Source organism: Candidatus Protochlamydia sp. R18, from assembly GCF_000648255.1.
In the GTDB taxonomy this organism is placed as follows: domain Bacteria; phylum Chlamydiota; class Chlamydiia; order Chlamydiales; family Parachlamydiaceae; genus Protochlamydia; species Protochlamydia amoebophila.
In genome coordinates, this window is sequence record NZ_BASL01000673.1 from 1 (window position 1) to 18,650 (window position 18,650).

The 18,650-nt window shown below is 40.3% G+C and carries 21 protein-coding genes; 1 reads left to right on the top strand and 20 read right to left on the bottom strand.

The features are described from left to right. From traD to TY19_RS16185, 20 genes are all read right to left on the bottom strand, one after another. Positions 1-1,532: type IV conjugative transfer system coupling protein TraD (gene traD, locus TY19_RS04835; RefSeq protein WP_052354782.1), on the bottom strand; the 1,532-nt coding region annotated here is incomplete at its 3' end. Next, entirely contained in the window at positions 1,529-4,312 is a 2,784-nt protein-coding gene (locus TY19_RS04840) for a conjugal transfer protein TraG N-terminal domain-containing protein (RefSeq protein WP_042280633.1), read from the bottom strand. The genes TY19_RS04840 and traD, both read right to left, overlap by 4 nt. 77 nt (positions 4,313-4,389) lie before the next feature. Then, positions 4,390-5,748: a conjugal transfer protein TraH gene (locus TY19_RS04845; protein WP_042280634.1), complete on the bottom strand. Its 1,359-nt coding sequence runs from the start codon at positions 5,746-5,748 to the stop codon at positions 4,390-4,392. Beyond that, positions 5,745-6,536 (bottom strand): type-F conjugative transfer system pilin assembly protein TraF, encoded by a 792-nt coding sequence (gene traF / locus TY19_RS04850; protein WP_052354783.1) that lies wholly within the window; start codon positions 6,534-6,536, stop codon positions 5,745-5,747. Before traF (TY19_RS04850) ends, TY19_RS04845 begins: the two co-directional genes overlap by 4 nt. Beyond that, positions 6,533-7,642 (bottom strand): conjugal transfer protein TraN, encoded by a 1,110-nt coding sequence (gene traN, locus TY19_RS04855; RefSeq protein WP_042280635.1) that lies wholly within the window; start codon positions 7,640-7,642, stop codon positions 6,533-6,535. Before traN ends, traF (TY19_RS04850) begins: the two co-directional genes overlap by 4 nt. Before the next feature lie 177 nt (positions 7,643-7,819). Beyond that, complete coding sequence (locus TY19_RS04860; RefSeq protein ID WP_042280637.1) at positions 7,820-8,194, bottom strand: hypothetical protein; 375 nt, start codon at positions 8,192-8,194, stop codon at positions 7,820-7,822. After that, positions 8,188-9,123 carry a TraU family protein gene (locus TY19_RS04865; RefSeq protein ID WP_052354788.1) on the bottom strand — a complete coding sequence of 312 codons (936 nt, stop codon included), beginning with the start codon at positions 9,121-9,123 and terminating at the stop codon, positions 8,188-8,190. Before TY19_RS04865 ends, TY19_RS04860 begins: the two co-directional genes overlap by 7 nt. Before the next feature lie 68 nt (positions 9,124-9,191). Next, complete coding sequence (gene trbC / locus TY19_RS11645) at positions 9,192-9,815, bottom strand: type-F conjugative transfer system pilin assembly protein TrbC (protein ID WP_052354784.1); 624 nt, start codon at positions 9,813-9,815, stop codon at positions 9,192-9,194. Continuing rightward, positions 9,797-10,429, bottom strand: a complete 633-nt coding sequence (gene traW, locus TY19_RS04875; RefSeq protein WP_042280638.1) for a type-F conjugative transfer system protein TraW — start codon at positions 10,427-10,429, stop codon at positions 9,797-9,799. Before traW ends, trbC begins: the two co-directional genes overlap by 19 nt. Beyond that, positions 10,414-10,896, bottom strand: a complete 483-nt coding sequence (traF, locus tag TY19_RS11650) for a conjugative transfer signal peptidase TraF (protein WP_052354785.1) — start codon at positions 10,894-10,896, stop codon at positions 10,414-10,416. Before traF (TY19_RS11650) ends, traW begins: the two co-directional genes overlap by 16 nt. Beyond that, a complete protein-coding gene (locus tag TY19_RS04885) occupies positions 10,884-11,474 on the bottom strand; it encodes a TraG/VirB4 family ATPase (protein ID WP_042280640.1) in 591 nt (196 codons plus the stop codon). Before TY19_RS04885 ends, traF (TY19_RS11650) begins: the two co-directional genes overlap by 13 nt. Next, positions 11,471-13,369: a type IV secretion system protein TraC gene (traC, locus tag TY19_RS04890; RefSeq protein ID WP_042280642.1), complete on the bottom strand. Its 1,899-nt coding sequence runs from the start codon at positions 13,367-13,369 to the stop codon at positions 11,471-11,473. The genes TY19_RS04885 and traC overlap by 4 nt, the downstream gene beginning before the upstream one ends. A gap of 1 nt (position 13,370) precedes the next feature. Next, positions 13,371-13,754: a hypothetical protein gene (locus TY19_RS04895; RefSeq protein ID WP_042280644.1), complete on the bottom strand. Its 384-nt coding sequence runs from the start codon at positions 13,752-13,754 to the stop codon at positions 13,371-13,373. After that, a complete protein-coding gene (locus TY19_RS04900; protein WP_042280645.1) occupies positions 13,747-14,346 on the bottom strand; it encodes a thioredoxin domain-containing protein in 600 nt (199 codons plus the stop codon). The genes TY19_RS04895 and TY19_RS04900 overlap by 8 nt, the downstream gene beginning before the upstream one ends. Then, positions 14,343-15,647 carry a TraB/VirB10 family protein gene (locus TY19_RS11655; RefSeq protein WP_052354786.1) on the bottom strand — a complete coding sequence of 435 codons (1,305 nt, stop codon included), beginning with the start codon at positions 15,645-15,647 and terminating at the stop codon, positions 14,343-14,345. The genes TY19_RS04900 and TY19_RS11655 overlap by 4 nt, the downstream gene beginning before the upstream one ends. Beyond that, entirely contained in the window at positions 15,640-16,335 is a 696-nt protein-coding gene (locus TY19_RS04910) for a type-F conjugative transfer system secretin TraK (protein WP_042280647.1), read from the bottom strand. The genes TY19_RS11655 and TY19_RS04910 overlap by 8 nt, the downstream gene beginning before the upstream one ends. After that, positions 16,336-16,905, bottom strand: a complete 570-nt coding sequence (traE, locus tag TY19_RS11660) for a type IV conjugative transfer system protein TraE (RefSeq protein WP_052354787.1) — start codon at positions 16,903-16,905, stop codon at positions 16,336-16,338. It abuts the gene before it with no gap. 8 nt (positions 16,906-16,913) lie between these two features. After that, entirely contained in the window at positions 16,914-17,219 is a 306-nt protein-coding gene (gene traL, locus TY19_RS04920) for a type IV conjugative transfer system protein TraL (RefSeq protein WP_042280648.1), read from the bottom strand. Between the two features lie 21 nt (positions 17,220-17,240). Next, complete coding sequence (locus TY19_RS16180) at positions 17,241-17,417, bottom strand: hypothetical protein (protein ID WP_158383140.1); 177 nt, start codon at positions 17,415-17,417, stop codon at positions 17,241-17,243. Positions 17,418-17,584: 167 nt separating this feature from the next. Next, on the bottom strand, positions 17,585-17,725 hold the full coding sequence (locus TY19_RS16185; RefSeq protein ID WP_158383142.1) for a hypothetical protein: 141 nt from the start codon (positions 17,723-17,725) through the stop codon (positions 17,585-17,587). A gap of 434 nt (positions 17,726-18,159) precedes the next feature. Between TY19_RS16185 and TY19_RS04925 the strand changes: the two genes are divergently transcribed. Then, the gene (locus tag TY19_RS04925; RefSeq protein ID WP_042280650.1) at positions 18,160-18,591 is read left to right on the top strand and encodes a hypothetical protein; all 432 of its coding nucleotides are present in this window, start codon (positions 18,160-18,162) and stop codon (positions 18,589-18,591) included. Positions 18,592-18,650: the final 59 nt, after the last annotated feature.

Below are 18,650 nucleotides of genomic sequence, written 5' to 3' on the forward strand. Positions count from 1 at the left end.
ACCCCATCTCGAATGTCATTGGCTCCATAAGACAGCCCTTTTTGATACTCTCTAATTTCTTGCTCCCCAAACATGTCGGCAAGGCGACCTGCATGGAGGGGATTTTGCTCAGCAAAGACAATTTTGGTGGCACAATTCCCAATTAATGTTTGAGCGACAGCTTGCCCGTAGATGGCTTCCAACTGGGCAGGACTTTGCAAGGCCAGAACGGCGCAACCTCCATATTTACGACTCTCGGCCAGCAACATGTCTAAATCACGCAAGCGATTTAAGGTCGGAAGTTCATCGATGATATACCAAAGCCTACGGTTAAAATCAGGAGATAGTGCTAATAGACTACGCACAGCGACAGATAGCCAACAAGAGAGCAGAGGATTGAGGGCTGCCCGTTCATTCGTTTTGCAACTAATGAATAACCACTCATCACCAGGGTTGTCTTGTTGAATCCATTCTCGAATCGAAAAGGGTTGATCGGTATTGGCCAATAACTCAAAGCAGGTCAAAAAATTAGACATCACAGCGCGAATGGAGGCAGCCGTCTTTTCTGAGTTCATGTCGATTAACGAAGCGGCTTTTGTTCCTTGAACAAAATCACAAAGCTCTTGAAGGGGATCTCGCAAAATTTTATCGGCTAAAGTCGAGTTTTTTTGAATATCCTTTAATTGTTCAAACAAAGAACCTAAAACGATACGCGCTGAAGTTCGCCAATAATTATCACTATCGGAAAGACTTTGAGGGATAAAACTTTCTGCCATAGTGGCATAACTTGTTTTGTCTGTGCACTCGATCCAAGGGTGCCAAGGAGCTCCCCGCGAATCTAAGGGATTTAACAAAATATCTTTTCCCGGTCGATAATACCGCTCCGTTAAAAGACCTGTGGTATCGACAATAATCGCTCGTTGCTTTTGCTGACGCACTGACTTTAATAGGTGATGTAAGCAATTCGTCTTACCACTACCCGTTCCGCCCGTAATCATGATGTGTTGTGTTTCTGTTCCTTTGATGAGAGGAAGCGATCCGATGGAAATAGGGGAAGCACGGCGCGATAGTTTTAACTTCCACCGTGTTAACCAGACGGAAGAGAGGGTATTTCCTTTTAAATGGTGTTTTTTGATGGATTGCCTTCCTCGAAAGAAGAAAATGGCAAAGACGACAGAAAGAGGGGCAAGCGCCCAAAAAGCAGAGTGCTGAAATCTTCGTTTGGTGATGCGATAAAAGCGGTCTGCATAAGGCTTAGTTAGACGAAGAACTTGATCTGTGGTGTATTCCTTAACATCCTGACTTTCCCTTTGCAAACCAAAAGAAGGATCAATTTTAATTGTCTTAATATGAAGCAATTGATAAAAACGTGCTTGCTCGAAGTACCAAACATTTTGGAGGTAAAACATATTCACATCCCGCATTTGGTAAAGGAAAACGACAATCCATAAGATAAAGGTAATAAAAAAAGAGGTTTTTGTGACCTGCTTGAACATTCGCACACTGTGCGTAGTTAATTGCCCTCCTTCTGTAATAGTTTGAAATAGCTTCATGAATCTCCTCGTTTCCAAAAAAATGGAACATCTAATTTGTAATCTTGCGAGGTTTCTTCTTGGGCAGCCGTCGATTTCCAGGCACGTTTGGGAAGAGTTTTTTGCCTTTCTATATCAAAACGATTTTCTGTGGCATTGCGCTGATACTGAATGCCATGATCGGTAAAGTAAGAATAAGCATCATGCGTTCCTTTTGCTTGCTCATAGGCTTGTTCAAGACCCTCTCGCGTTTTTGGCTGAGATCCGTACACTTGTTGAATTCCTTGCGCTTGCTGCGTATAGTCCTCAAAAATTTCATTTAATTTTTCTTCGCGATGGATTTGCGGCACTTGAGCATTCATATAAGAAGATTGAGGATCTATATCTGCCGGGATTTGATGAGCAATTCCTGCTTGCTTATTCATTTCCGTTTGCACAAATTCATACACAAGAGCTTGAGATTGAGTAATATTCTCAAGGGTATTCCCATTTGCGATCGCTTTAAAACGCTCAAACCCGGTTCCATCTTGGTACTGATCATTCAAGCGCTCAACAGCCCAATCCACATATTTTTGATTGAGATTGTCTTTGATTAAATGGGAATTTTGTTGATACCAAGCTCCTGTCTCAGAGATTTGGTCAAGCTGAGTTTGAGCAATTTGATAAGATTCTCGAGAGCTTTGCACTTCACTTAACGATTGCGTAAAGTCTTGCGCCAAACGAACGCCTTCATCCATTGAGGAGGAGCTGGCTTGTGTCGTAGCGTAATCTTTGACTTTTTGGAAGTTGCTTTGAAACTCTTCACTTTGTGCAAAATTGGTCGCAGCGCTAACGAATTTACTCTCATCAGCTCCAAAATTATAGCCCGCTGTCCCTCTGCCGCTGGCACTTAAGCCTACTCCAGTAATTGAATTAAGAAGTTGATTGACTCCCAGTTCTCCTCCAATGGCTCCCGCCATGGCAAAATCCATACTTTGTTTGGAGCTAAGGCCATATTGACGTCCCCAATTATCGGCTGCCGATTCCATATGCCTCACAGATTGCTGCGCATCATAAGCTTCTCGTGAAGAAAATCCTTCATTGAATTGGTCCGCATGGGCCAGGTGACTGACTAAATTGGATCCCACATTGGTGGCTGCAGAGAGGCTCTCTTGGTATTGCTGACTTGTCGTTTCTGCATAAGAGGTCGCATATTGCTGTTGGTGTTGTAGACTTTCCCCGAAAACTTGATCGGCGTTAATACTACTGGTCAGATTCGAAGCATTTTGCGTATAAATAACTCCACTAGAGGTATAATCCATCCTTTCGGATCCATTATTTTCCATGAAATATCCATTGGAAACAGAGGGCGCTAACTGATTTTGAAAAGCTGTGGTATTCCCATAGGAGGTTTGGCCCATGCTAATATTGTCATAAGAGTAATTGCCAGAGGTTTGTTCTCCAGCCGCTGCAGAAGCAGCACTTTGCGCAGGGGAGGTAAGCGTACCGGCAAGTTGAACAAATTGACTCAATCCGCCCTGTAAAAGCACATAACTAAGGAAAGGAACACTTAGGGTAAGATATCCTGCTAAAACAAACGTGTCATTGGCAAAGTTTTCAATCCCGACACTTGTAAAAATGCTAAGCCCTTTTTCCGCCAAACCATCTGCGATGCCAGCTGTGGTATGTTTTGCCACAATCGAAGCCAAATAATTCAAAATCGCATAAAAAGGAGGCCAAAATTGAATCCAAACAACTGACCACGCCCAATTCATGAGTATTTTAATTCCACTTGGAAGTAACGATAAAGGAAGCACAAAAAGAAAGGAGGCATAAATCAAGGCTTCAAAAAGCACTCGCATGTACACAATTCCTTTTGCAGCGGTAAAACCAGCAGCTTGATAGGTAGAATTTTGCTGAAGATGTGCTCTTTCTTGCGCAAATTTCTCAGGGCTAAATGAATCTGCTAGCACATGCATCATGAGCTGTTGGCTAATTAGAGTTTGGCTATCTTGCTTGATGTGAGTTAAAGCCTGAAAAGTCAAAGGCAAATTTTTCCCAATTTCTTGCTTCGCATAATAAGCCTTTTCCTTGCTAAATAGGGGTTCAAATTTCTCTAAAGCTTGCCGGCAGGTCAGGTATTCACAGGCCTCTTTTTTTGTTCCTCCTTTAGCTGTTGGCGGACAATAATAAATCATTCCAAGTGTTGAAGTTCGTTCTTTTAAAAATTTCCAAAGATCAGTAGAGGTTTTTAACTCTTTGAGGGAGTAGCGCCCAAGCGCCAAATCGTAAAGCACACATTGTTTAGAAAACTCTTTAAAATCTTTTTGCAGATCGGGGTTGGTCAGTTGAAAGCGTCGATAATCTAAGGCAGTGTCGGAGCCAAAAATTAATCCTGTCTGACTATATTTGACATCATCGACAGTATGCATCGCTTTCTCTACACCACATGTTGCATAATAGCCAATTGAACTAGCGATTTCGGCAAAGTGGGCGAGCAAGCGAGGAACATGGTCGACTTTGTAATTTTTGGGTTTATGTAATGCATCTTCGATGTGGATAGTCGTTTTTGGAATGATAAAAGCTGTATAGATGACGAGAAAAGGAACAAAATAATGCGTAAAAAACCGATCAAATGACAAAGTGACTAAGAGTTGGCAAACCATCAAACCAAACCCTAAAGCTGCACAAAGAAACATCAAAGGAAAAACCATCCCCCCTTCCCCAGATAACATGACAATGGCGACAAAAACCTTTTGAAGAATTTCTCCTCCTCCATAAGTATGAATCGTTAAATCAGACGCTAAAAATAGGGGTATCATATTTGGTTTCCTAAAAAAGAATAATCTGCGAAGCAATTTTTTTTTCTAATGTCTTAAATTTGCGCATAATTGGCTTCCTAAAAAAGGATGATTTGCGAAGCAATTTTTTGTTCCAGTGTCTCTATTTTGAGCATAAGCTGATTTTCCGCTTCTAAGCGTTGATAATGACGTTCCTCATAGCGGGAAACAACTTTTTCTACACGCTCTAACTCTTCAATAAACTTTTGACTATCAAAATCATACATTTGCCCGCGTTCAAGCTGAATGGCAGCTAAACGAACCGTTCCAATGATTTCTCTTAAGTATTGAATGAGCATTTCGTTACCGACAATTTCCGCAACCTCGTATAAACTGATGGGGCTAATTTCTCGTTTGTAGGCAGTTAAAACATTAACAATCTTAAAAAGGGGAAGCCGTGATTTCGATAAAAGATCAATTTCTTCGCTTGCCAAGGGAGTATCTGCTAAAATTTTTTGTTGGATGGTCGCTAAAGCCTGTTTAATTCGACCCTTCCACGCTTGTTCAGCCGGAATCGTCAATTCTTTCATCTCCAAAGCAAGGCAGTTTTGTTTAGCGTTGCCACCCGTGCATTGATACACCCGCGTTGTCCCTCCCTCTAAAAGAATGGGTAAAAAGGAATCATCGTAAATACGGGAGGGCCAAGGTTCAACGACAAGGGATTTATCCCTTCGAATGATCAAAGTTCCTGTCAAACTCATGATTTCCTCAGCCATTTTTCGATTTTCTTTTTTGGCAAGAAAAGGGTGTTTTTGAATGGCTTTCCAGGTTAGATTATACTCTTCTAACAACATCCCATCGTATAGAGGATCTTTAGCCATCGATTGCATCGTGTTGACATAGTCTCCTTCATCCGCACATTGGTGACGGGCGTTAATAAAACTAGAGGCAAAGCCCCCATTTTTTGCTGAACGACAAATTTGCTGCTTAGCGGCAGTTCGTGCAGACCAAACCGATCCTACAAGGCCTGTTGCGACTTCGCAGCTATTGATTCCCAAAGAGTTAATCGCATTGGCCCACGTTTCCATTTGTTTCATCGTGCTGGCAATCAAAGGAGAGACAGTCTCAATCCCCAACATAAAAGCATACCCTTGCGCAGAGCTCGCAATATTTTTGAGTGCAGCAATCAATTGATCATGACTAATAAAACTGATCCCGCCCGTGAAAATATCAATCCCTCCGCAACCAGCATCAAATTTAGGTAGACTGACCTGAGCCAAGGCGGTTTGAGAAGCTCCATTTCGTATGCTGATGCCTCCTCCTGTCATGTAACCTGCTCGTTGTGAATGGTAAATTTCATTTTTATCGACATGCGAATAGGTATTGAGCTCACTCAAATAACTTTTGAGATCGTTATGCAAATCTGCTCTTAAAGTTAAAGAGAAGGAAAGGAGGATAAAAAAAAGAAGGGGTTTCATGGATGATTCCTAGGATGAGGGGGCAATTGTAGAATAATATTTTCTTCAATTTGATCAAGGGAGGAGAGACCAAAAGCAATAGGCACCATTTTTTGTTGTTTAGGTTCAACTAAATAGAGCGAAGGAAATTGCTCAATACCTAAATGTTGAAGGGTGCTTGAATGCAGCGGATAGTTTTCAAAATCGGGAATTTGGATCCCATCACAGGAAATGGCAATCACTTTCCAATCATATTTTTTGGCAAATTCTTTGACGACAAAGGAAAAAGCCTGAGAAATTGGACTGCTGCCTTCATAAAAAAAGAAAAGGCCAAACGACTGCACAAGAGAATGAATGCGCTTCTCCCGCTCTTCTCTTAAAAGTTGTTTTTGTACTTGAGCTCCATAGTGGGTCACAGGTCCTGCCGTTAAACGAGAATCCAATTGAGGATACGTCAATAAATTTTTTAACCAGATATGAGAAAATTGAGCCGATTGATTGATCCATTGCTGTTGAATTTGCATATAGGCTTGTACATTTTCTTCTGAGGGGTTTAACATGGCTTGGTTTAACTTCTCTTCAATTTCTTGACGCTTCAATCCCATTTGTTCCGTAGCGGTTAACAAAGGAGGAGATTCCATAGAGGGTAAAAGGGGTGAAGGCTTGATATCTTCTTCCTCTATTTGCTTTTGTCGCTCTTCGTACCAAAACCATCCTTCCGCCTTGCGATTTAGCCACCCACCTGATAAATCCTGTCCTATCAAAAGAGAAAAAAGACTTAAACGGACAAAGTTATTTTTGAAACTCATTTCTTCACCTCGACTCGATCCATATCTTTCTGTAGGCGATTTTGAAATTGCTTGAGTCGTTCGGAAAGATTCTCTGGCAATTTTTTGGCAACATTTGTGCAGATTTCACTTAAATCCATGTCTGAAAAATTTAACCGGCTTAATTCTTGGGTCGTGAATCCTCGACAATTGGGCTCTTCAGGCTTTCCCCAATCTCTGCCCAATTGTTTTCTTCCCTGTTCCTGTACAAGACGAGATAATTTAGAGGGAAAACAACAAAAGACATGCTCATCGCGGCTTTTCCATAAATCCAAAATTTTTTCTTCATAGGATCCAACGTAATGACAAAGCCCCTCTTCTCGCATCTCGGCTAAGGAAAGTTCATCTGCATTGCACTTACTTAAACCCATTTGTTTTGCCAAGCCAGAATAGCGAAAACAGCAGTCATATAAGAGGTGATCAGCCACACTTTTGCTACAGGACATGCGTTTGCCCTGGAAAATTTCTAATTTTGTCGCGTCCATGGCTTGAGAATTTTCCATTTCTTTTTTTACCTCTGCAAAGACGGCCAATTTCGTTGCTACTTCTGAAAATGATTGATTGGGAGAATATTCCACTTCCTCTTCGCTTGAATCAAATTCAAACGGAACTGTTGTCCATCGCAAGTTTTCCAAACAACGAAAGGTCAGTTCCCATTGTGCGCACATGGGACCTTGCTGGTTGACACATTTTTGCTGGATTTGCTCACAATTTTTTTGTTGGAGTAACTGGCAATCAGAATCAGATGGAAACTGATATAGAAAAGAAATTTTCTCTTTCCAACAAGGACGATTAACAGTCTGTCCTTCAATGATTTTTGTTGGATTGGCATCTACACAGACATGTTCAATAATGGTACACTCTGGACTTTTGGAAAGATTCCAAAGAGAGGGATTCTCTTCGATCCATTCCTCTGTCTCTTTTTGTTCTCCCTTTTTCGGAATCATTTGACAATGATCACATCCTTCGACATTTTCAAAGTGGTGATAACTCACTTGTACGAAGTAATGTTGAGCCTTGACTTTGAAACAGATGATTTGCACGGATGAAGGGTCAATGGCTGGATCATTTCGATAGCTTTGTTCCAATTTTTTGATAGAGGTGGGAAAATCTCCAATTTTTTTGACAATCGCGATTTTCTTATGACCTAAGCAAATTTTTGCTTCTTGGGCAGGAAAAGGATGAATCGAAACTTTTAATGTTCTTTCTGTACTGATAATGAAGGGATCGCCCGCCTGTTTACAGGTATAGATCTTTTGTTCTTCTTATTTGTCCTTTTCTGCTGGAAGTTCAGGTGTCTGGTCAGCAAATATCTTTTCTGAAATTTGAAAAAAACTTTCCTCTTCGTGAAAGGATCGATGACTTTGGTTGTTTTGCACTTCTTGGCTTGTTAAAAAATCCATTGTTTCGGAAGAAGGCATTTCCCGTTGTTTCATTTTCTTTTCAGCTGCTTTCGCATCAAAGGCTTGCTTTTTCTCATCTGTCGTTAGAAAATCATCAGACCGAATTTTCTTCCCTGAATCGTGCGCTAAAGAGGTTTGATTCTTTCCCCAAGATTGCCCTGCTTGTTTGGCAGTCTGCATGGAAGCCACACAAGGAAACGTATAGAAAAGTAAAAAAATCCATTGCTGCTTTACCATAAGCCTCCGATGGGCTTCATGGCCGATGCTTTTGTTGAATCGAGACAACAATGTTTTTTAGACCAAATCAAATAGACAAAATCTTCTCCCTGAATGGGAAAAGATTTGCCAATTCCCCATAAGAGATCACTTTTTCCCAAAGCATGGCAAGGTCCAGAAGTTTGAGGAATTGGATAAATCAGGTGCGTTTTATAAAGCGTTTTCTTCAGGATAGGCATCATTTGCGCTTCACAAAACTCTCCTTTATCGTATCCTTTTAAAAGAAACATGCGGTGTAGTTTGGCAATTAAACGTTGAACAAGGAGATAACTGGCTTGGATAGGACTTAGATGGTGGGCAACAGCTCCCGTTAACGGGTATAGGGATCCTTCACAGCCGGCGCACCAAAACAACTCATCGATGGGGTGATTAAGACTTGCCATTGTGCAGTCAGCAATACAAGAGACTTGCGCTAAAGGAGAGTTAAATAGGGCCGCCTCTGGATTCACAATCAGAGCTAACGTGTCATCATTCCATAAAGGATCTAATTCGCTCAAATAGGGTAAGCCAACATCTCCTTGCTCGACACAAATGAAATCGGTCAAAAGGTTGAGCAAGCTCAAGAGAGGAAAATGATACCAATGCACATGATAAACACTTGTTTGGGCAGGCCCATCACCCAAAATCGACACAGTTCCTCGATTTTTTATCGAATCACTTCCGACTGAAACGCCTCCCAATCCAACAAGGCGATAGGCATGCCGGGTGACATCCACCAGATTCAGTGGCTCCCAGAATGTCAAAGGAATGCCAATGCGAGGAGGAACTCCCGCGCAAGTACAGATACGTTTGTTTGACTTGGAAAGATCCGGATGGCCGGGTGTTACCGATACTCCGCTTACGGTCAAAGGAAAAACACATTCCCAACACACATCGGTAAATGGATTCATAAATTTTCCCTCTGCAGCTGAAAGGGAAGAGAAGAATACAAGACAGAGCAGATAAAGAATTTTTTTCCTCATTTTTGTTGCTCTTTCCATTGTTGCAAAAGGAATTTGGCTTGCTGAGTCTCTCCGTACTTGGACATTTTTTCTAAAGCACCTTTTATAGAAAGATTTCCCGAGATTTTGTCATACTGCTTCCCCTCAGTAACAGCAATGGTTGGCACTAGTTGAATGTCAAATTTTTGAAATAACTGAGGGTGAATTTGGATGGGCACACGCACGCCTTGCTCTTGCAACGTAAAGATTCGGTTGGCCAATTCTTTAAAGCTATTTTGCGGAAGCCCTCTTAATACAAAAACTCCTCCTAGTTTCTCTAACTCTTGAGACAATTGCACCCATAAGCGATCGTCTAATGAAAAGGACATAAATACATAGAGGGGAGACTCTTCTTTAACCTCCATTTCCGCACTTTGGCATTGAGTAGTGGCGAGTTGCGATCCTTTTTCCTCTAGGGGATTTCTCAAAAAATTCTCCGATGCCAAACGCTCTTTTAAATGGTCTTTTAGCCAATGCACAGCTTTTTCATCGACTTGTTGCGCTTGCTTAAACCAATTGGAGTCTAAAGCAAAATGTTGCTTTTCTTCTCCCCCTAGTTCTCCATTCAGCAACAAAAGCACCCTTAAGAAATAGGCACGCATGCATTCTCTCCAATCGGAATTAATTCTATTTTGAGTCGCAACCCCTCTTGAGAGACGCGTGCTGGAACACTTTGGATGCCAAATCTTTTAAGAAGGACTCCTCCCTGGTCAAAATAGATGGGACGTCGGAGCTCCTCTTCGAGTTGCATGGGTTGTCCTTTAACCAGAATCCACTTCCCAGAAGGATAAAGTGCCTGCGCCCAAGCCAATTGCTCTGCATCTGTGGCATCAATGAATAATAAATCTTGATCAAGCATAACTAAAGACAAAGGATTGATCCGCGTTCCTTTTTTCACCACTACCTGTTGCGAATGATTGAGGATATCTCGATCTACCGTAATGCTCGGATCAAAATAGCTCACCGTATACGTTTGGGTTTTTCCAATTCCTTTGATGACAAAAGGTTTTTTCATCTGAGCAAGCAAATGACTCTGTAAATTTTGCATCCACTTTTCCTGGTCAGCCTCTGTGATCAATTGCATATTTTTTTGCATGAAAGTGAGGAGATCTTCTTCCTCAATTGAAGCAGTTGCTCCATAAATTCCTAAATTTTTGGCTTCTAATGAAGAAAAGATAAGCAAAACCGTCAAGATTCCTGTTAGAAAAGGGGGCATAAACGCTCCTTTAACTGCTCTTTGGAAACAAGGCCAAATTCAGCATAACGAGAATCAAAACTTTGAGGATGCGTCGCATGGACAAAGAAAAATCCTTGCGGGATGATTCCTTCTGGCAGCGGAGAAAGAGCAAGACCAGAGGGAGAAGTAGAGTATATAAATCCGTAATCTTTGTCGTTAACCCACACATGGTGATCGCGAATCGTAATAACGTCCCCTGGTAGACCGACAATTTGCTTCAATAGTTCTTGAGAAGAAAAAGGATGAGTCAGCGACACATACATATTTCTTTCCACCATTTTAAGGGAAGATGTTGAAAAGATGTAAAAGGGGAGGCTAGAGCTGCTGTTTAGACGAAAATGTTGGCAATAAGTTCCTTCAGTGACCAGATTGGTCAGACCATACGCGTTGATCCCTAAGAGCAAAGAAATACATAAAGATTTTCCTTTTGTTTTTAAGAATGACATGCTTTCTCCTGTACGAGCTCTTCAATGGCCTCTTCCAAGCTTTTCCCTTGCTCGCGTAGCTTTTGCAAACGAGAAAAGTCAGCCGCCTGGGTGCTATAAAGCAAATTAGAAAAGGAATCTAACCAGAAGCGATGCGTCGAATAGGACTTTCCTTGACAAATCAAAACTTCACTATAAACGCCATGCAAGGTATTTAAGTTTTCAATTGCTTGAATTTTTCCTTCAGGCATTTTTGATTCTGCCTTAAGAGTAGCAATCGTTTTATCGTCTTGAGGAAGAAAACAAGCCCAATCACTATTGGCGTAAGCAGCCTTGGCGCCAGGATAGCTGTCAAAATCTTCTAATTGTTGCGTTCCAACAATTAATGACCCATTGTATTTACGCAGACGTCTTGCCAAGGTTTCAATAAAGGGTCCTGTTTGATTCGCTCTTAAAAGATCCCAAGCCTCATCTACACAAATATAAAAGCGCGTTTTACGATCTCCTAAAAATGCCTGATCCGTAATCGTTAAAATCAATAATTGAAGCACCACAGCTTGTAGCTCTTTCTTTTCTTTCAGTTCTTCTAACTCAATCAAGACAAAGGGATTGTAAAATCGACATTATTTTTTCCTTCAAAATAGTGTCCAAAAACGCCATCGATGGTATAAGGAAATAGCATTCTACCGATCTTGCGAGCCTGGACATCTTCGTGTTGTTTTAACCAGTTGGCAACATCTGTTAGAGAGGCTTCACAACCTTTAAATTTCCACACTTCTTTGATAGCTTCTTCGATTAAACTCATTTGTTCACTACTCATCCCATTGATGGAATCTGCCATATTGGCGATGATCGATTTAAGGAGAATAATGCAGTCATTAAGTTCATTAACGTTATTCAGAGGAAATTTGGTGAAGGGGTTTAAACAAATGGTAGATTGTCTTGAAAACTCAATCATTTGTCCTTCTAATACTTGGCAAAGTTTGTCAAAGCTTCTTCCCACATCCAAAACAAAGACTTTGGCTCCTGTCCCTAATCCGTTAAAAATCAGTTCTTGCATAAAGACAGACTTTCCCGATCCACTTCTTCCAACGACTGTGATGTTATAATTTCCATGGTCATTATCAAAAGGATTCCAATTCATGAGCTGCCCTCTTCGACCAGCTAATAGAATCCCGGAACTTTTCAGGGTGCCATACCATTCTCCTTGCAAAGGAACGTAGTTGCCACACTCTCGATTGAGAGTGGTTCGAAAAAAATTGAGGTTTTTAAGTCCTTTAACAGACTCAGCCAAACTTAACGGTAATGCCGATAGAAAAGCTGCCAAAGGAAACGCTTGATTTTCCACTAACGTGAAGCGATTGTTTCGAAAAATTCCTTTTAAGATTTCTTCTGAATGTACCAAATTGTCAGGGGAGCTCCAAATGCCAACAGACAAGTTGGTCCAGACATAGCGAGCCCCTTGATATATCTCTTTTCGAGCATATTGGATTTCTTTTAGTTCATCTGCCAGTTGAGGAACCATTTTTAAAAACATAGAGGATTGCCCCTGCTTTTCGACAAATTTCTCGCGTACTTTAAATTTTTGTTCCGCTAACTGTTGACTTGGACAATGCACTGCCCAGTGAAGATAAAACGGACAAAGTAAACGAAAGCTATCTCTTTCGACATCTCCAATCAGATGTTGCATCTGACTGAGTGACCAAAATTCAGGAAAATCCACTACTCGAAAACTTTTGAACGCCAAAGGGGAGGGACGATTAGCCTTTAACTGCCCCTCTTGAATTTCTAAACTTGTTCCTCTCGGAATCTGACTGGCCAGGGATTGGTAGGGATTCCAAAGGGGAGTAACCGCTTCTGTACTGGAAGAAAATTGGCACATACCCCCAACGACATCCATTAAATCGATCGGTTTCCACACCCGAGCCGAGCGAGAAAGGGCACGTAAAATCCTTAAACACTTCTCTTTTTTGGCCTTCATTTTTTGAATTAAGGGGGCATTTGTTTGAAGATCTCCTTTAAATGGGACAGTGTAGGAGAGTACAAAGCGAAAAAGAGAGGGAAAAAACTGTTTGTGATGGCGAAAAGTCTTGACCCGTTGGTGAGCAATCTTGGCAAAAATTCCCCCTTTTTGTTTTCTAGGTTCCTCCCAGAAATTGAGAAAAGGATCAATGCGGTGATCAGTCCAAAGAAGACACTGAATCGACTCTCCTTCTTCCAACACCTCATCAAAAAGACTTTGAATATTCTTTTGAGCTGCATGATCACTTCCAACTAAAGGAAGCATTTCAATGGCAAACCCTAAACTTTTTTTATTGATGAATAATTCATTGTCTTCATCATATACATCATAAGTTAGGTAGGCGGAAAGAGGGGTAGCTGATGGATAGGGATCGCTCGGTAAAGCCAGCGCTGTTTCTGACGAAAATGAAAAAAGGGATTCTCCGAATAAACCTGCCACGGTATTCCCCAATTTTTGCAAAAATGATCGCATGTTAACGTCCCTTTGTCTGATTAAGAGAAAAAGAGAGGTCTGGTTCAAAGCTTTCTGCCTGTTGGATATAATACCCTTTTATCCCCATCTTTTCTTTAGCTTGATTGCAAATCCACACTCTTGGAGGCAGAGCTGCTAACCCCTGGTTTGTTTTTATCTCCCCCTCACTCTTTTTATCTTTCAATGGAGGATAGACGAGGAAATCAGCTCCTTCTTGGGTTTCAACGATTAGGCTTTCGATAGCTGTCACAGATGTACAAGGAATTCCCTTTGGTGCCGGACAATCAAATTGTTGTTTATAAATAGCACATGAAGGAAGTAAGAGACACATCAATCCTAACAAGGGAAAAGAGGCGGGAAAAAAAGCCCTATTTTTACTAACCATGAGAAAGCCTCGCCTGCATTTGTTTTTCAATGAACGCTTGATTGGGAATTTCTTGACGATAAAGCTCTGCATTTATCTCCACAGAGGGAACCGCTTTTATACGATCCTCTTGTTTCAAAAATTGAAAAGCCGCTTGAAATGCTTCCGTCTGCACGATATACGCTTGTTCATCTAAATTTGGCATAGGTTGGTCAAATAATTTCATGGCCTCTTGTAAAAGAAAAAGGGCAACTTCTGGGCCATCTTGAACCTGGAGAGTATCAAATAATGCTTCTAGCAATGTCCTTTTTTGCTTAAGTGTTAATTTGCTCAAACAATCCATCGTTTGCACCGTCAGCGAGTCTAAGGGAACGGGATGAAACACCCAATACGCTTGTTTTGTTTCTAGGTATTTTTCTTTAAGGATTTTAAAATCTTTTTTAAATAGGGATAAGCAATGGGGGCAACTCATGGAAAAGTATTCGGTAATTTGAACAGGTGCTTGTGGATCTCCAAATTCAATCAGATATTTTTCAGCGAGCTTGTCTAAGCTGAATCCCCACATGGGCAAACCCAAGGTTAAAAGAAAAATGTTCCATTTCCATTTTTTCATGAGGAAGGCCTGTGTTTATTGCGAATCTGTTTTAAATTTTCCTTAGCATGGAGATCTCCCATGCTAAATCCTTGCGTAAACGTGACATCGACTAAGCGACCTGCATCAATTTGAAGGACAGGTTGGACTTGTTCTGCTCGTTTAATGTAGTAAGAAGCCAAAAGGCTAAAAGCATCTGAAGTTTTAGCCACCGTATTTTGAGCAAAATCCGAGCTGAGCGAGTAGGTATTAATCGTTTCTTTGGATGGGCGGGCGCATGCCGACTGAAGCGTTTGAGCAATTCCAGATAAGATCCCACTGCCAAGGGCTGGTTTTAATATTTTAGCGGAGCGATCCACCAAGATCCCTCGCATTCCAAATCTTCCATCTTCTCCTGACACATAACCGGTCACTTCCGTTTCAATGGCTTGCCCGCTGAGATTGACTTGCGTTAAGTTTTCTAATCGCATATAGACACGTTCACTGGAAATATCTCCATAAGCGCTCGCTCCAATCAGACATCCTTTTAACTTTACTTTCATTCCTCCGGGTAAATGAGCATCATCTAAGAGGCGTAATTTTACAGGAATAGGATCGCTTTGAGCGTCTAGTCTACAAACAGCATCCACACTAGAAAGAAGAATGGCACGCACACTTACATTGGCAGGCGTTCTTTTTTCAAGGGAAAAAAGTTCATTTTTTGCTTCCTGAGGCAACGTATATTCACAAAGAGGCGGTCTTAAAGCAGCTGTTTCAGTCGTTTTGACAGCCTCCTGTCCGAAAGAGGGTATTGCTCCTTGGGAGACAAACGGATCACTAGAAAAAGAGGAAGAAGGAAATCGATAAGAAGGAGGTGGAAGCAAGCTTTCCTCTGCTTGCTCAAACACGGGGCAGTCAAACGTGTTTGTGCTTGAAGAGGCTATTTCTGGAGCGGAGGCATTCTTTTTATTCTTTAACTCCTCTTCTCTAGCTTGGGATGCTTCCATTTTCTTTTTCAAAAGAGTCAAATACTGTTTGAGTTCGATTTTCTCTTTTTCGTTCGCTCTTTCTCTTTCTTTATACTCAAGTAACGTCTCTTCATAGTACTTTTGCTTTTGTATCAAGAAGCTCACTTGCGTTTCCAAACGATCCATCCACACTTCTTTGGATTGAAATTCATCCACAGGTAAATCGATCCTTGGTTCAAATAAGTCATAAGAAGTGGGCTCATAATGATCATATGCATATTTGATCAACCCAAACACGGCAAAACCTATCACAGCCACAACAAGAATTAAGTGGATTTTTTGCTTTTTCAGTACTTTTTCAGAAAGATCAGGCATTGTTTTTCACCGCAAGAATACAAACCTTTGTTTGCTTGGGAGCAATCGTGTTTTGTTCTAAATAGATCCATTGACTTTGCTGACTTCCCATTTCACATTCTAAAACTGTTTGAGGTTGTTTGCCCGTATTAGCTAGCTGATAGAGGTAAAGAGTATTTTCTGATCCGATAAATTTAGCTTTAAGCGTAAGCTCGATTCCTTTTTTTAGAGTGCGACTACGCGAAGAGATAGATTTGTGTCGATAACCAGTAGGAATTCTCCCAGCAACAATCTCTTGGACTTGTTTCAAAATGGAGAGCTTCTCGGTGGCAGGCACACCAGGTGAATCCTCCTCTTTCTGTTCTGGTTCCTGCAAGACAATAACTTCAGGCTGACGCTCCATAAAACAAATATGGATATCTTGAATGACCCCTGAATCGGAGATGACCGAAAGAGAGATCTCTTTCAGATGAGGATCCCGGGCAAATATAAATGCTTGGCCTGTTAGCTCTTCAATCTGAATGGAAAGACGATCAGATTCTGGGGTAATCACTTTTTTAATCCGTCCATTTTCAATCATCACCCGATTTTGATAAGTAGAAGATAAGTAGCAGGGCAAAAGACTTGTTGTATTGAGCGTGTGATAGGTAGCAGCCGAAAGTTTTAAAACTTGCAGACAGGCAAAGCCCATCCAAAGAATTTGTTTCATCTAGGCTCTCCTCACAAGGTCAGTTTTTTCTTGAGTAATCCCCTTTAGAAGAAGGCGAGCTCCGCTGTAATTGAAATGCAAGGTATAGCCGCAGTTTTCCAAGGTGGTTTGCTGACCTGCAAGGAAAAATTGCTGATCTCCGAGCAAAGTCACCGTTAATTCTTTGGGATTGACGTAGACATTATTTAAGTAAAAAACGTAAGAAGCATTTTGTTTCTTTAAAGTCTCTTCCTCTTCCATCAATCTTTGTTTTAATAAAGCAAGATATTGAGGCTCGGTATGTCGACACAAAATATTGCGGTGTAAATCTGCAGAATAAGAGGATTTGGTGAGCAAGAGTTGCCCTAAAAACAATCCGAATTGTTCGAGATAGGTGGCTGAAACGGAATGAGCATCAATCCAAAATTCTTTTTCAATCGTTGAAGGGACAATAATAATTCTTTCTGTTTTGAAGCAAAGAAAGGAGACAGCTAAGATTACTCCTATCAGTAAGGTTAACGACAATCCCACTAAAAAGTTTCTCTGCACTAATAAATGATTGAGATTGCGTTCAAAAAAAATCCGTTCCATTTTTCCTTTTACGTTAAAATGACTTTTTTAAGGTGTGAAGGGGGGAGTCCTTCAAAATAGCCTAATTTTTGACAAAAAGATGTTGGAAAATATTGGTAGAGGTAGTGACTCAAGGGTTGATGCCGGCTCTTTTTTTTCATTTGTACATACAGCGTCTTTAAAAGGATTGCCAATCCTAACAACACTAAGCTTCGAAGGAAAATGCCAACAAAGCTTAAGGGGATCAAAATCAGAAATTCATCCAATGACCAAAACAGAATGCGAATAGATTGATCAAAAGTTTTACATGTCATTCTAGGGCTTTCTTGTGCCATGGAAACGCCTTATTTATCTGTTTACGGAAGTAATAAAGAGGCGCCGAATACCCCTTTTAAAAAAGGAGGCACAATAAAAGAGGTGGCAGTCAAGAGAGCAAACACTCCCATCGATTGATAGTGGTTTGCCATAAACGCTTTAATGACGTTGTAGCCGCCAAAAATTCCAGCAGCATAAGGAACAGCTGTATCGAACATGAAGTCTTTTAAATTATCTCCAATTTGAGCAATCTCTTTAGCCCATAAACAGATGTTTTACTAGCAAACACATCAGCAGGGATGGTCATTCCCAAGGCAATTCCTAAACAGACATACGTCAATAATTCTTTCTTTTTCATCTTTACTCTCTCTACAATCAAATGATTTTAAAATTTTTTATTTAAGTAACCCCAACGAATCCATAAACGAGGATTCTTACTCATAAATCTTAGTGCATAAAACTTCGCATAAACACCGTGACAAACCGGAGGCAGTGCTTGTTGGATTTGCTGAATCACGGATTCCATCTTTTATCCTTGATAATTTTCACTTTTACGATTTTCTTTTACGATGCTATTTTGGGCAGAAAACTCTTAATATACGTTTGTTTATACTAGGCTCCCTTTAATGCCTTAAATAACTCTATGGCAATAGTTTTAACAAATTAAGAAATGAAATTCAAGATTGTATATGCAATCTTATAATTTCATATGCAATCTTTTAAATATAATACCTTGAATTTTAGGTTCATATAATCTTAATAATTTCTAAAAAATATCTAAACGAAAGAAAGGTAAACCTGATGGCACAAAAGCTAACTGCAGCTGCCAATGACTCTTATTCATCATTTAAATGAATGAGAGAATCAAAATATTTTTCACTTAAAAAAATAAATAGATTAATTTATTATTAAGAAATATTTTGTTTGAGTATTTAGTTTAAAATAGGTGTCTGCCTGAAAATGAAAACGACTAAAAAGAAACTTGAAAACCCTTCTTCTCCAAAAAGTAAAACAACCTCTTCCAAAAAAACATTTGCTCAGCCTAAAAAAAAGATTATTCATTATAATGTGGAGATCGGAAATTTTCTTTTTAAACTTATTAATGATCATATACATTTCTTAAAAAACTCCAAAAACGATATCAACAAAAAAGACTGGGTTGCAGAAGCCATTAAAGAAAAATTACTAACTCCGGAATCTGAACAAGATCAACGTACTCGCTACCTTCATCTTCAACTTGAAACAGACCTCTTCGAAGAAATTGATAAAAAAATGGAATATCTTAAAGCTTTTCGTAGAAGCGTTTCAAAAAAACAGTGGATTATCGAAGCTATTTTTGAAAAGCTTGAACGAGAAGAACCTCAATCTAAAGCATTACTCGAAAAGAGGTAGTGCTAAATAGGTAAGGCTCTCAATTGCCTATTGTAATCACAAATAAAGTATTTTATTAA

Bases quoted from the DNA above. Each gene is read 5' to 3' on its own strand.
- traL (WP_042280648.1), bottom strand. From the start codon at position 17,219: ATGGCACAAGAAAGCCCTAGAATGACATGTAAAACTTTTGATCAATCT.
- traF (WP_052354785.1), bottom strand. From the start codon at position 10,896: ATGTCATTCTTAAAAACAAAAGGAAAATCTTTATGTATTTCTTTGCTC.
- TY19_RS04900 (WP_042280645.1), bottom strand. From the start codon at position 14,346: ATGAAAAAATGGAAATGGAACATTTTTCTTTTAACCTTGGGTTTGCCC.
- TY19_RS11655 (WP_052354786.1), bottom strand. From the start codon at position 15,647: ATGCCTGATCTTTCTGAAAAAGTACTGAAAAAGCAAAAAATCCACTTA.
- TY19_RS04895 (WP_042280644.1), bottom strand. From the start codon at position 13,754: ATGGTTAGTAAAAATAGGGCTTTTTTTCCCGCCTCTTTTCCCTTGTTA.
- TY19_RS04925 (WP_042280650.1), top strand. From the start codon at position 18,160: ATGAAAACGACTAAAAAGAAACTTGAAAACCCTTCTTCTCCAAAAAGT.
- TY19_RS04860 (WP_042280637.1), bottom strand. From the start codon at position 8,194: ATGGTAAAGCAGCAATGGATTTTTTTACTTTTCTATACGTTTCCTTGT.
- trbC (WP_052354784.1), bottom strand. From the start codon at position 9,815: ATGCGTGCCTATTTCTTAAGGGTGCTTTTGTTGCTGAATGGAGAACTA.
- traE (WP_052354787.1), bottom strand. From the start codon at position 16,905: ATGGAACGGATTTTTTTTGAACGCAATCTCAATCATTTATTAGTGCAG.
- TY19_RS04845 (WP_042280634.1), bottom strand. From the start codon at position 5,748: ATGAAACCCCTTCTTTTTTTTATCCTCCTTTCCTTCTCTTTAACTTTA.
- TY19_RS16180 (WP_158383140.1), bottom strand. From the start codon at position 17,417: ATGTTCGATACAGCTGTTCCTTATGCTGCTGGAATTTTTGGCGGCTAC.
- traF (WP_052354783.1), bottom strand. From the start codon at position 6,536: ATGAGTTTCAAAAATAACTTTGTCCGTTTAAGTCTTTTTTCTCTTTTG.
- traW (WP_042280638.1), bottom strand. From the start codon at position 10,429: ATGCCCCCTTTTCTAACAGGAATCTTGACGGTTTTGCTTATCTTTTCT.
- traC (WP_042280642.1), bottom strand. From the start codon at position 13,369: ATGCGATCATTTTTGCAAAAATTGGGGAATACCGTGGCAGGTTTATTC.
- TY19_RS16185 (WP_158383142.1), bottom strand. From the start codon at position 17,725: ATGGAATCCGTGATTCAGCAAATCCAACAAGCACTGCCTCCGGTTTGT.
- TY19_RS04865 (WP_052354788.1), bottom strand. From the start codon at position 9,123: ATGAATCCATTTACCGATGTGTGTTGGGAATGTGTTTTTCCTTTGACC.
- TY19_RS04910 (WP_042280647.1), bottom strand. From the start codon at position 16,335: ATGAAACAAATTCTTTGGATGGGCTTTGCCTGTCTGCAAGTTTTAAAA.
- TY19_RS04840 (WP_042280633.1), bottom strand. From the start codon at position 4,312: ATGATACCCCTATTTTTAGCGTCTGATTTAACGATTCATACTTATGGA.